13 protein-coding genes and 1 tRNA gene are annotated in these 12341 nt (G+C 68.1%); 7 read left to right on the top strand and 7 right to left on the bottom strand.

All coding sequences use genetic code 11. The features are described from left to right. Positions 1-9: 9 nt before the first annotated feature. On the bottom strand, positions 10-1035 hold the full coding sequence (locus GRS48_RS04690; RefSeq protein ID WP_159484021.1) for a succinylglutamate desuccinylase/aspartoacylase family protein: 1026 nt from the start codon (positions 1033-1035) through the stop codon (positions 10-12). A 420-nt stretch (positions 1036-1455) separates the two neighbouring features. Between GRS48_RS04690 and GRS48_RS04685 the strand changes: the two genes are divergently transcribed. After that, on the top strand, positions 1456-2832 hold the full coding sequence (locus GRS48_RS04685) for a RimK/LysX family protein (protein ID WP_159484019.1): 1377 nt from the start codon (positions 1456-1458) through the stop codon (positions 2830-2832). 52 nt (positions 2833-2884) lie between these two features. On the opposite strand, the gene GRS48_RS04680 is transcribed toward GRS48_RS04685, so the two are convergent. Further along, a complete protein-coding gene (locus GRS48_RS04680; protein WP_159484017.1) occupies positions 2885-3475 on the bottom strand; it encodes a DNA-3-methyladenine glycosylase in 591 nt (196 codons plus the stop codon). Between the two features lie 208 nt (positions 3476-3683). Then, positions 3684-4862: a M24 family metallopeptidase gene (locus GRS48_RS04675; RefSeq protein ID WP_159484015.1), complete on the bottom strand. Its 1179-nt coding sequence runs from the start codon at positions 4860-4862 to the stop codon at positions 3684-3686. 370 nt (positions 4863-5232) lie between these two features. On the opposite strand from GRS48_RS04675, the gene GRS48_RS04670 reads away from it, so the two are divergent. Further along, positions 5233-5622 (top strand): hypothetical protein, encoded by a 390-nt coding sequence (locus GRS48_RS04670; RefSeq protein ID WP_159484013.1) that lies wholly within the window; start codon positions 5233-5235, stop codon positions 5620-5622. Positions 5623-5666: 44 nt separating this feature from the next. On the opposite strand, the gene GRS48_RS04665 is transcribed toward GRS48_RS04670, so the two are convergent. Next, positions 5667-6806, bottom strand: a complete 1140-nt coding sequence (locus tag GRS48_RS04665) for an alanine racemase (protein WP_200840206.1) — start codon at positions 6804-6806, stop codon at positions 5667-5669. A gap of 358 nt (positions 6807-7164) precedes the next feature. On the opposite strand from GRS48_RS04665, the gene GRS48_RS04660 reads away from it, so the two are divergent. From GRS48_RS04660 to GRS48_RS04645, 4 genes are all read left to right on the top strand, one after another. Next, positions 7165-7563: a thioesterase family protein gene (locus tag GRS48_RS04660; protein ID WP_159484011.1), complete on the top strand. Its 399-nt coding sequence runs from the start codon at positions 7165-7167 to the stop codon at positions 7561-7563. Between the two features lie 137 nt (positions 7564-7700). Then, complete coding sequence (locus GRS48_RS04655) at positions 7701-7940, top strand: glutathione S-transferase N-terminal domain-containing protein (protein WP_159484009.1); 240 nt, start codon at positions 7701-7703, stop codon at positions 7938-7940. Next, the gene (locus GRS48_RS04650; RefSeq protein WP_159484007.1) at positions 7937-8572 is read left to right on the top strand and encodes an ATP:cob(I)alamin adenosyltransferase; all 636 of its coding nucleotides are present in this window, start codon (positions 7937-7939) and stop codon (positions 8570-8572) included. The genes GRS48_RS04655 and GRS48_RS04650 overlap by 4 nt, the downstream gene beginning before the upstream one ends. 53 nt (positions 8573-8625) lie before the next feature. Further along, positions 8626-8961, top strand: a complete 336-nt coding sequence (locus GRS48_RS04645) for a hypothetical protein (RefSeq protein ID WP_159484005.1) — start codon at positions 8626-8628, stop codon at positions 8959-8961. 54 nt (positions 8962-9015) lie between these two features. Here the strand turns inward: GRS48_RS04645 and GRS48_RS04640 are convergent, their stop codons facing one another. Next, positions 9016-9594 (bottom strand): hypothetical protein, encoded by a 579-nt coding sequence (locus GRS48_RS04640; RefSeq protein ID WP_235027989.1) that lies wholly within the window; start codon positions 9592-9594, stop codon positions 9016-9018. A 96-nt stretch (positions 9595-9690) separates the two neighbouring features. Here GRS48_RS04640 and GRS48_RS04635 point away from each other — a divergent pair. Beyond that, positions 9691-9765: transfer RNA gene (locus GRS48_RS04635), tRNA-Val, on the top strand. Between the two features lie 156 nt (positions 9766-9921). On the opposite strand, the gene GRS48_RS04630 is transcribed toward GRS48_RS04635, so the two are convergent. After that, positions 9922-10752: a hypothetical protein gene (locus tag GRS48_RS04630; protein ID WP_159484003.1), complete on the bottom strand. Its 831-nt coding sequence runs from the start codon at positions 10750-10752 to the stop codon at positions 9922-9924. 115 nt (positions 10753-10867) lie between these two features. Further along, a complete protein-coding gene (locus GRS48_RS04625) occupies positions 10868-12232 on the bottom strand; it encodes a DHH family phosphoesterase (RefSeq protein ID WP_159484001.1) in 1365 nt (454 codons plus the stop codon). Positions 12233-12341 lie beyond the last annotated feature (109 nt).

The following is a 12341-nucleotide window of genomic DNA, read 5'->3' as shown; positions in this document are numbered from 1 at the left end:
ACGGCGTCCTCAGCGGACGTTCGGATTCGGCGGCGACTGTTCGCTCTCCAGTGCCCGGCGCGTCGACTCATTGATCTCGACGAGGTGACACAGCGGGTTCCCCGGGTAGACCACCGGGTTCTCCAAGACGCCGATCAACAGCCCCGTGAACGGGGCCTCCACGCCGATGGCGTCCTGCTTGAACGGGTTGGTGATGGTGGCGATGCGGTCGCCCTCGTGGACGAGCGACCCGCTCTCGTAGTGGGTGTCGACGATGCCGCCGGCGTCCGCGCGGAGCCACGTCTTCTCGCCCGCCCCCGAGACGATCGTCCGCCAGCCCGGCCATCGGACGATGTCGGTTTCGAGCATCCCGTACTCCGCGAACACCGAGCGAACCCCGGAGAGCGCGTCGTCGATCAGCGTCCGCTGGAAGCGGTGTGCCTCGCCCATCTCGATCGTGATCGTCGGAACGCCGGCGTCGGACGCCTCCCGCCGGAGGGTCCCGGTCGGCCCGTCGCTGTCGAGGATCACGCTGGAGCCGAACGACATCGCGAGCCGGTGGACGTCAGGATCGGTCATGTCGCCGCGGACGTGGAGCATGTTCGTCCGCCCGCGCGTCGACGTGTGGAAGTCGAGCCCGATGTCGCAGGGCTCGACGAAGTTCGAGTAGATCCGGTGAGCCATCCGCTTCGAGCTCGTCGACTCCGGCTGGCCGGGGAACGACCGGTTGAGGTCGCGGTCGTACACGGGGAGGTACCGCTGTTGTGCGAGGAAGCCCGGCACGTTGAGGACGGGCAGACAGACGAGCGTCCCGGCGAGCCCCGTGAGGTCCCACTCGTGGGCGACCTCGCGGACGACTTCGATGCCGTTGAGCTCATCTCCGTGCGCGGCCGCGGAGAGGAACGCCGTGGGGCCGTCGTGCTCCCCGTTGATGATCGTCACCGGAATGCGGACCGGGTCCCCGAGGTACGTCTCGCTGATTCCGTACCGGATGTTCTGGGTCTCACCGGGCGGCACCGCGCCGCCGTTGTACGTGAAGACCCCATCGTCGCTCATGTCACACCGGAACAGGAGGGTGGGTATATATATGACGGCCGCGCTCCGGCTCGCCGCCCCGATCCGTTCCGCGCCGGTCCACCCTGTCGATCCGTTCTGCGCCGATCCGCCCTACCGATCCGTTCTGCGCCGGTCCGCCCCGTCGATCCGTTCCGCGTCGGTCCGCCCGTCGATCCGTTCCGCGTCGGTCCGCCCGCCGATCCGTTCCGCGTCGGTCCACCCTACCGATCCGTTCCGTCCGTATCGTCCCCGGTCGTTCCGAGTCGTCCCGCCCGCGCCCCTTCCAAGGCCTCGCAGTCCGTCGATTTCGGAGGGATCCGATCGCCCTCGTGCCCCCGTTTCGGATCCCGATCCTGCCGTGTGTGATCGTTTTGAGCGTCGATCGGGTGTGTTTTTATGCCGGCCGACACAGCACTTCCCATGACTCGGGATCCGGTCCGTGTGGGTGTCCTGTCGCTCCACAACAGCAAGGAGACGAAAGCTATCTGCAACGCCGTCGACGACCTCGGACACCAGCCGGTGTGGCTGCGGGAGGAGAACACCGCCGTCAGCGTCGACGACGGCGAGGTCGACATCGAACCGGCCGTCGACGTCATCGCCAATCGACTGTTGCTCTCGAACACCGACCAGCCCGCGGAGCTGCTCGGGCTGGCGGCGACGTTCGAGCGGATCCGACCGATGCTTAACGAGCCCGACACGGTCCTCGCATCGATCCACAAGTTCGCGACCGCCGCGACGCTCGCTGATTGGAACATCCGCGTCCCCGACGCCCTGCTCGCGCTCTCGAACGACCGGCTCAACGAAGGTCGCGAGCGCTTCGGCGACGTCGGCGTCTACAAGACCGCGATCGGGACCCACGGCGGCGGCACGTGGAAGGTCGACCTCACGGAGCCCGTGAACCCGAAGGTGGGCAACCGGCAAGCGTTCCTCCAGCGGCTCATCGACCGCGACGACGAGGAACACCGCGACCTCCGCGTGTACATCGTCGGCGACGAGATCGTCGGCTCGATGTACCGGTACGCGCCCGAGGGCGACTGGCGGACGAACGTCGCACTCGGCGGCGCGGTCGAGGACGCGACCGACGACATGCCCGACGAGGCCGCCGAAACTGCCCTCTACGCGGCGGAAGTGATGGGGCTCGACTACGCCGGCGTCGACCTCGTCGAGGGGTACGACGGCTGGTACGTCCTCGAGGTGAACCCGACGGCCGGCTTCAAGGGGCTGTTCGCGGCGACCGGTCGAAGCCCCGCCCCGTACATCGCCAAGCTCGCGATCGAGACCGCCGGCGGCGAGGTCGACGACGAGACCGTCGAGCAGCTGACGGCCACCCTCGACGACTCGCGACCGGACTGTGCGCCGACGCCGAAGCCCCGCCCCGCCGAACAGCCCGTCATCGGCTACATCGAAGAGATCGTCGTCACCGGCACCTCCGGATCGACGCCGTCGCTCGCGAAGTCCGACACGGGCGCGACCCGGACCAGCATCGACACGAAACTCGCCGCGGAGATCGGCGCGGGGCCGATCAAGAGCATGACGCGCGTCAAGTCCGGCAGCATGAAGGGCGGGAAGGCACGGCCGGTCGTCGACCTGGTCATCGGCGTCGGCGGCAACCAACACACCGTCACCGCGAGCGTCGAGGACCGCGGCCACATGGAGTACCCGATCCTCCTCGGCCGCGACATCCTCGAGAACTACCGCGTCGACGTCCGCAAGCGCGTCGACGCCGACCCCGACGAGCAGACCGGCGAAGTCCTCGAAGAGGAGGAGGAAGCGGAGGCGGAAACGCAGGAGCAGTAAGCACGCGGCCCGTCCGTGCAAGGTTCTCGTCCCCCACTCTTCGACACCCTCCTCACGACTCGTATGCCGCCCAGACGTACCGCGTCCCGTAGCTCCGGTACGGTCGCCACGGGTCGGCGATCGCCCGCATCTCCGCCCGGCTCAGCTCCGCGCCGTCGTTGTACAGCGCCTCGATCCCGCGCCGTACGGCGAGGTCGCCGAGCGGCAGGACGTCCTCGCGGCCCAGCGCGCCGATCAGGTACATCCGTGCGGTCCACTCGCCGACGCCGTGGATCGTCGTCAGCTCGTCGACGACCGCGTCGTCGCTCATCGACGCCAACCCCTCCCGCGTCAGGTCGCGCTCCGTGAACGCCGTCGCCGCCGCCCGCAGGTACCGGACCTTGGTCCCGCTCACGCCCGCCTCGCGGAGCCGTTCCGGGTCCGCGTCGAGCACGCGCTCCGGGGTCACTTCGTCGTCGAGCAGGTCGAAGACGCGCCCGCGGATCGCCGCCGCGGAGGCGGTCGACAGCTGTTGGTTGAGCACGGAGACGCAGAGCCGCTCGAACTCGTCGGCGGCCGGCTCGACCGAGAGCCGGCCGTGACGGTCGATCAGCCGCGCCAGCACCGGGTCCGCTCGGAGGGTCCGTTCGACCTCGTCGTCCATCGACGTCCGTTCGTGCCGCGGCGGCAAGTGGCTTTCGCGGGCCCTGATCGGTCGTAGATGCGGTGGGTGGCGGCGACAGGCGCCGATGGGAGGCGGCGGGCAGGGTGGTCGGAAACAGTCGGGGACGTCCGGAGGCTGTCGGAGGCGATCGCGTGAGGCTGTCGGAGGCGATCGCGTGAGGCTGTCGGAGGCGATCGCTTCGGCCGCTTCAGGCCGTGAACAGCCGTCGGGGGAAGTCGGCGAGCGTCTCCGCGCCGGTCGCGGTCACCCGGAACGTCTCGCTCAGTTCGACGCCGAACTCGTCCTCCCACAGCCCGGGGATCACGTGGAAGGTCATGTTCTCCTCGAGGACGGTCTCGTCGCCGGGGCGGATGCTGGCGGTGTGTTCGCCCCAGTCCGGCGGGTAGCCGAGCCCCATCGAGTAGCCGATCCGGTCCTCCTTTTCGACGCCGTACCGTGCGATCGTCTCGCGCCACGCCCGCTCGACGCGCTCGCAGGTCACCCCCGGCTCGACGGCGTCGAGCGCCGCCTCCATCCCTTCGACGACGATCTCCGCGGTCCGCTCGACCGCCTCGGGCGGATCGCCGACGAACGTCGTCCGCGCGAGCGGCGAGTGGTAGCGGTGGCGACAGCCCGACAGCTCGATGAGCACCGGGTCGCCCTCCTCGAACTCGCGGTCGGTCCAGGTGAGGTGGGGCGTTCCGGTGTGGTCCCCGGAGGGCATGAGCGGGACGATCGCGGGGTAGTCGCCGCCGTAGTCGTCGGTGCCCCGGATCAAACGGTCGTAGATCGCGGCGGCCGCCTCGTACTCGGGCACGCCCGCCTCGATCGCGTCGAGCCCCGCGAGCATCGCGTTCTCGGAGATCCGGGCGGCCTCCTCCATGTAGGCGATCTCGCGGTCCGACTTCTTCACCCGGAGCCAGTTGACGAGCAGCGTCGTGTCGACGAACTCCGCCCTCGGGAGCTCCGAGTCGAGCCGCGTGTACGACTTGGCGGTGAAGTAGGCGGCGTCCATCTCGAGGCCGATCCGCCCGCGGTCGACCCCCAAGTCCGCCAACACCTCCGCGAGGAAGTCCATGGGGTGGAGGTCGTACGGCGAGTGGACGTGGTCGTCGCTGTACGCCCGGATGTTCGGCTCGGCGAGCCACGTCGTCGCGCGCGCCCCGTTGGCGTCCATGTCGCGGCCGACCCAGACCGGCTCCGGGTGCTCCCTCGTGACGACGACCGCCTGATGGACGTAAAACGACCAGCCGTCGTAGCCGGCGAGGTAGTTCATGTTCGCCGGGTCCGAGACGACGACCGCGTCGAGGTCGCGCTCGTGGAGCCGCGCTTTCGTCCGTTCGACCCGCCGCTCGTGTTCCGACTGCGGGAAGACGTCGAGTGACATGATACCGAGTCCCTATCGAACACCTCTCTCACGCGTCACTAAAGTATTTCGTGCACCGAAGCTACGGAATCCGTTTACGCGTGACGGCGAATCCGCCGGAGGCGGTGGCGAGACGGAAGGGTCGGCTTCGTTGAAGTCTCGCTGGCTGACAACGCGGTGTGGTGAATACGACGCGCGTATCCCGCACTCACCCCTCTCCCATCGACGTCCTTCCCGCCCTGAAGGGCGGGTATTAGCCTTGCAACTCCCCTAACGGGGAATCGGATCGGTCAGTGCAGGGCTTCCACGAATCGGTCGATATCGAGAGCGTTCCGTGGTTGCAGTCTTATTATCCAGAAGACAGTTAAATTGGCGACAGGGCTTATGAAATATGAAAAGGCGGTCATTGCTGGCTGCGGCAGGAACCACTCTCACTGTCCTGACCGCTGGCTGTTCGGATGTCATATCCGACGAGCAGCAGCCGGAGTATGAAGTTGGGATCTATAATGGTTCACAGGACTCCCATACGATCACCGTTCGAATTGGAAATTCTTTGGAGGGGCACTTTCAAGAAGAAGTGTTCGAGATGGACGCTGAGACAGCCAACGAGAACGTCCCGGTAGAGGACACCCCATCCCGGATCTATCTCGAGATAGATTCGTCCGAAGAGATGTCGTTTCCGTGGCCAGCGTCGAACAGCGAGTTGGGAAGCATAGCCTCGAAGGCAGACGTCTGGTACGAACCGTCACTCGAACAGGGCGTTCTGATTCAAGAGGGATAGGAGCGTAGCCTCGTCCGGCCTCAGCGTTTACGGCGAGGAGGACGTCACCGTACCTTCCCTCTAGCCTGAACTTCCCAGAGCTCTTCGACGCGGTCGGCGCGAACGCCGATGATGAGGTCGTGGAGGTTAATCGTCGTGCAGACGTGGGGGACGATGAACTCCAGCCGGTCGCCGACTGCAAACGACTCCTCAGCGTCGCTGGTGTCGATCCATCCGTGTTCCTCGCTCGCGTTGACGTACTCGATGTCATCGCGGTTCTTCGGAACCGGCATTTCTGGAGTGTCTAACGAGAACGTCTTACTGCCTCCGTCGACAACGAGTCGATCCTCCTCGGGCACGGAGACGACCGTCGTAACGACCGTCGCTGCACAGTCGTCCTTCGATACCTCCCACGGTCGACGCTTGAGTTCGCCAACGTCGTTGAACGGATACATGCCCGGATTGATCTCGGTGACTACCGGGTGCTTGCCGCTGTAGCGCGAAGTCGCGGTTCCACCGACCTTCACCTCGTCGACGGGAACGCCTGCGACCTCGATGTCCTCGACGACGCCTCGGGCCAGTTCCATTGCCTCCCAGCATAACTCGTCGTACTCCGCTTCCGTTTCGGCCTTGGACTTCACCTGGGCCTCGTATGCGAGGATGCCGTCGAACTCGAGGTCGGCTGCCTCATCGACCCGTTTCGCGAGGGCGACGGCCTCAGAGTCGGGACTGACCCCCGTCCTGTGTAGTCCCAAATCGATCTCGAGGATGACGTTGATCGTTGTTTCGTGATCGCTGGCGGCGTCTTGGAGCATCTCTATCGTTGCTACCGAGTCGACCGTCGTCGCCAGTTTGTCGACCTTCTGCGAGAGCCAGCAGAACCGGTCGAGTTTCCGGTCGCCGATGACCTGATACGAGAGGTAGATGTCATCGATTCCGTTGCGTGCCATCGTTTCTACCTCACCCAGCGTTTGACAGCAGATGCCCCCACCGTCAGTCATCTCGTCTTCGAGTGCCGCGAGTTCGGCGTTTTTGTGCGTTTTGACGTGCGACCGGAGCGAGACGTCGTGCTCGTCGGCGAACGCCACGTACGCTTCGATGTTGGATGTCATTGCATCGATGTCGACGAGCAGCGCCGGGGTTTCGAGGTCCTCGACCGGCTGATACAGTGTCGGCCCCATCTCGTCAGTCGTCCATGTAGACATGGTCCGAAGAGACACCCCCGACGTAAGAAACCGTATGGACAACCGGCCGCTGTGAGAAGCTCCGACTCCACTGCAAGACCGGGGTCGTTACCTGCTCCTCGCATTCAGCACGACCACGAAAACAGAGGTCTCTCGCTGAGGATTCCAACGGAGCCGAAGGGCCGAACCGGCCGGCGGCGGTGGCGAGACAGGAACGGCCGAACCGGCCGGCGGCGGTGGCGAGACAGGAACGGCCGAACCGGCCGGCGGCGGTGGCGAGACAGGAACGGCCGAACCGGCCGGCGGCGGTGGCGAGACAGGAACGGACGAACTGGCCGGAGGCGGTGGCTACATGGGGGCGGTCGACGTCGCTCGGGGTATGACCGAGTACGCGGCCGAGATCGAGGTACGTTTCCGGGACATCGACTCGATGGGACACGTGAACAACGCCGTCTACGCGACGTACACGGAGCAGGCGCGCACGCGGTACGCCCGCGACGTGTTGGACACCGACCTCTCGTCGATCCCGACCGTGTTGGCGGCGCTGTCGATCGAGTACCGGCGGCCGGTCGAACTCGAGGCTGGCTCGGTGACAGCCGCGATCGACGTGCCCGAGATCGGGACGTCGAGCCTCCCGATGACCTACGAGATCCGTACGGACGAGGGGGTCGCCGCGGAGGCGGAGTCGACGCAGGTGTTCCTCGACGAGTCGACCGGACGACCGATGCCGATCCCCGAGGCGTACCGCTCGGCGATCGTCGACTACCACGACCTGTAGCCGCCGGCTCACGGCCTTCGATCGTCGGCGATCGTCGCGTCCGTGAGGTGACCGGCGGCGACCGGCGGCGGCCGGCGGCGGCCGACGGACGGAGCGGGCCACACCTTCTTGAGCGTCGCCGACGGAGACGTAGCCGTATGAGCATCACTCTGTACGCGCTGGACGGCTGCCCGTGGTGCGTGACGGTCCACGACGCCCTGTCCGACGCCGGCGTCGACTACGAGACGGTGTGGGTCGATGCGCTCCACGCCGACCGAAACGAGGTCAAACGCGTGAGCGGCCAGCGCGGCGTCCCCGTGCTCGTCGACGAGGAACGCGGCGTGACGATGTCGGAGAGCGCGAACATCCTCGAGTACGTCGAGCGGACGTTGGCATGACGATCTACACGGGCCGCGGCGACGCCGGCGAGACGGACCTCCGGGATCGAACTCGGGTCCCGAAGACCGACCCGCGCATCGAGGCGTACGGGACCGTCGACGAGGCGAACGCGCTGATCGGCACGGTCAGACCGACCGGCCACGAGGACATCGACGAGCTGCTCGCCACGGTCCAGAACCACCTCCACGTCGTGCAGGCGGACCTCGCGGACCCGGCCGTCGGCGACGCGGCGGATGATGCCGGCGCAACCGACACCGGCACGGGCGACGCCGACGCGACCGACGCCGACACGGGCGACGCCGACGCGACCGACGCCGCCCCGACGTCCGAGGCGCCGCGCGTTCGTCCCGCACACGTCGAAACGCTCGAGGCGCGGATCGACGGGTTCGACGACGAGCTGGAGCCGCTGCGCTCGTTCGTGCTGCCCGGCGGCGGCGAGGCCGGGGCGGCGCTCCATCACGCTCGGGCGGTCGTGCGCCGGGCGGAGCGCCGAACGGTCGCGCTCGCCCGCACCGAGGCGATCAACGGGAACGTCGTCACCTACCTCAACCGGCTCTCCGACCTCCTCTTCACGCTCGGTCGCGTGGCGAACGCGCGCGACGGCGAGCGCGAAGAGTCGCCGACGTACTGATCCCACCTCCCTCGGACGGAAAGATTATATCTGTTGTTCGCCAAAGGGCAGATATGAGCAAGCACTTCGAGGACGCTCGGTACTACCTAGGTCGCGCGGCCGAACACGCGAAAGCGGGGATCAAAGAGGAGCTCGAACCGCTCCAGCGCCGCGTCTCGGAGCTCGTCGGCGACGAGGAAGAACCCGAGGAGCCGGAGCCGTCCCGGCTCGCGAAGCTCCAGGCGGACCTCGCGGAGCTGGAGGAGCGGGCCGAAGGCGAGGCGCGGGAGGCCGTCGCCGCGGCGCGACAGCGGATCGAGGCGTACCGGAACCGCGGCGGGGACGAGGCGGCGTCGGGTGAGGCGGGCGAACCGACGGAGTCGGCGGAGTCGGCGGCGACCGAGAAGTAACCGGAAACGGTGTGACCGCCAACGGAGCCGTTGTGGGCGGGCGTTTGAGCCGGATCAGATGTCGCTTCCGTGGTCGACGTCGTCGCCCGGACGCTCGCCGTCGAGGTCTTCCCGCCCCGCTTCGGCGTCGTGTGCCGGCTCCGTCGCGAGCCGGTCGCCCGCCGGGACGATCACGTACTCGACCCCCTCGCGCTCGAACAGGTCCCGGACGCGGGCGACGCCGGCGGCGGAGTCCACCTCCCGCGCACGGTAGTGGCGGATCGGGTGGCGGATCCACGAGGGCTCCCAGTGGGCGTACACGTCGGTCGTCTCGCCGTCGGCCCCGACGAACAGCCCGAGGTGAAGCTGGTGGGTGCTGGCGAGCGCGCCCTCGGGGTAGCGCGCCCAGCTCGCCACGGTCGTCTCCGATGGGGCGTCGTACGCGCGGTGTTTGAGCGAGGAGACGAGGTTGCGGACGAAGCCGAGTCGATGGAGCGTCGCTTCGACCCTCGGGTACGGCTCCCGCAGGGTGAGCGCGTACTGGTCGCGTGAGGTCTCGCGTTCGGCGTAGAGGCCGACCGCCGACAGCGGGAGGTGAAGCAGGCCGGCGACGCGCTGACGGAGCCGTTCGAGGAACCGAAGCTCGTGAGTCATACCCCCACACATGCGCGGGGAGGGCTTGAAACCGACCCGCCGATCGGCCCGACAAAGCAACCCTTAAGTTTCGACGTCGGGTACGTTGATCCGCACGGGTTGGTGGTCTAGCCCGGTTATGACGGCTCCTTCACACGGAGCAGGTCGGCGGTTCGAATCCGCCCCAACCCACTTCTGGCGGCACACTGCGACGAACGAGCGACGCGAGTGAGGAGCCGTGCCGCCAGGATGGATGACACGGATCCGAGCCCAGAGGACGAGCGGAGCGAAGTCCTCGCGGTTCGAATCCGCCCCAACCCATTCTCGTCGACACCGTAACTACGAGCGTCAGCGAGGGGAGTGATCGAGGTCCGGGTTCCGGTAGGTGAACGCCGTCTCGCCGCCGGGGTCGTTCCGGAAGTGGAGCTCGCGGATCGGGGTCCCCGCGTGCTCGCCGTCGCCGACGAACGTCACGGGCGGTTCGATCGGGTCGTCGCGGTCCGCGAGGATCGCCCGGCTGCCGTCCGCGAACGTTAGCTGCGGGCGATAGATCTCGGCGACGCCAGTGACGAACTCCTCGGGGTGGACGGTCACCGCGTCGTCGTCGAAGACCACCGCCACGTCGCCGTCCGGCTCGCAGTCCGGGCGGTTGTCGAAGTCGATCCGTAGCTCCGAGGCGACGTCCTCGACCGACCGCAGGACGCGCCCGGGCGACCCGTAGACGGGCTCGTCGCCGACCGGCGGGTCGTACCACAGCGAGGCGTGGTCGTACTCCATCCGGAAGTCGTCCGGGCGACGGTCCGGCGTCCGCCACAGCGAACAGGTGACCCTCAGCGACGGCTCCCGCTCGGCCTCGGCCACGACCGTCTTCGACCCTCGCGTCGCCTCGACGCGCTCGATCGGGCCGTACCAGCCGTCGTCGATGTGGAGCGCGTCCCACCCCCGTCGGTAGCCCCCCTCGCGCGCCATCGCACCGGTGAACTCGTGGACCGTGCCGTCCGCGGTGTGGACGGTCACGGTGTCGGGCTCGACGTCGTCGTACGCGAGCCGGAAGCTCAACCCGTCGTCGCTGATCCGGACTGTCGGGTCGAACCCGTCGTCCGCTCCGCGTCCTCCGGCGACGAGCCCGCCGAGTCCCGCCACGACCCCGACCGCGACCGCCGTTGCTGACCACGTCATGCCGCCCCGTTGGAGGGTCCCCTATAAGAGTTGTATAGACCGTTAAGCGTCGTACGGCGGCGTTACTTCGAGTATGAGGCGCTTACCGTCGTCGGGTACGCGTCGTCGCCGTCGGCTACGCGTCGTCGGCGTTCGCCTCCGCGTCCGCCTCCGTGCCTTCCGTACCCTCTTCAGCGTCCGCGACCGCCTCCGCGACGGCCTCGAACGCCGCGAGGATGACCCGTCGGCACGCCTGTCCGTCGGTCGTCCAGTGGTGTGCGTAGTCGAGCATGTCGTCGTAGATGTCGGGCTTACAGCCCGCGGCCCGCGGGTGGCCACCGCCGTTGACCTTCCCGGCGACCTCGTGGGCGTGCTCGAAGCCCTCGGAGCCGCGGATCGACGCCGACCCCGCGGGTTTGACGATCACGGCCGCGTCGGCGCCCCTCTCCCGGAGCCCCTCGGCGACCTCGTTCTGTGAGCACCGGCCGTACGTCACGGCGACGGTCCACTCGCCGACCTCGTGGGTGACCGCGCGGTCGATGGCGGCGTCGATCCGGGCGCGTTTCTCGACCCGTCGGTGCTCGACGTAGTCGTGGACCGTCCGGGGGAGGTCCGCGCCGTACGCGCCGACGACCGTCGTGTACTCCTCCGCACCGGTCCAGTAGGCGTAGTCGGCGAGGTCGTCCGAGCGCGGGTCCTCCTTGATCCAGAGGTCGTGGTCGCGGGTGACCGCGGCCAGCTCCGCCCAGCGGTCGTCGTCGAGGCCGTCGAGCGAGCGAAGCGCCACGTCCGCCGTACACTCGGCGTCGGAGTCGCCGACGACGAGGTCGACGCCGGCCTCGCGAACCGACGCCGCGACCGCGTCGTCCCACTGATGGTGGTCGAACCAGCGGATCGACGCACAGACGTCCGCGAGCGCCTCCAACGACTCCGCGATCGGCTCGTACTCGTCCGGACAGAGGTCACAGACGTACAGGTCGATCCCGTCGTCGGCGTACTCGACGACGCGTTCGAGCGAGCGCGCGAGCGCGTACGGCCCGGCGGCGATCAGCCCGACGGGCGACTCCGCGTGGGCGTCCGCGGTCGGGTCGTCCGTTTCCGCGGTCGGATCGTCCGTTTCCGCGGTCGGGTCATCGGGTTCCGCGGTCGAGTCATCGGGTTCCGTGGACTCGTCCTCGGTGGAGGCGTCCGCATCGTCCCCGACGTCGGCCGCCGCCCCCGCGCCGTCGACGCCCTCGGCGGCCAGTCGGGCCTCGATGGCGGCCTCGAAGGCGGCGACGTCGAGCGCGGCGTCGTGCGTCTCGCGGACCATCGCCGCGCAGGCGAGGCCGTCGGCGTCGCCGTCGGCGATCACGACCGCGTCGGCCCCCTCGATCGTCTCCGCGGCGCGCTCCTCCTGATGTCCGTCGTCGAGCGAATCCGGGTAGAAGAAGCCCTTGCCGGGGAGCCGCGTGTACCGCGAGACCGGACGGCCCGTCTCGTCGATGAGTTCGTCGTCCATACTCGCGTTGGCGGCCGGCAGCCGGAAAACTCCGCCGTTCTCCCCGCGGACGACGCGCGTTCGGCCCCGATCGGTCGCCGCCCGTCCCCCCAGATCGACGTCGTCCGCA

This window comes from Halorubrum sp. JWXQ-INN 858, assembly GCF_009806985.1.
Taxonomy (GTDB): domain Archaea; phylum Halobacteriota; class Halobacteria; order Halobacteriales; family Haloferacaceae; genus Halorubrum.
The sequence above is the reverse complement of the archived record's forward strand: the minus strand, read 5'-3'. Positions and strand labels throughout refer to the sequence as shown.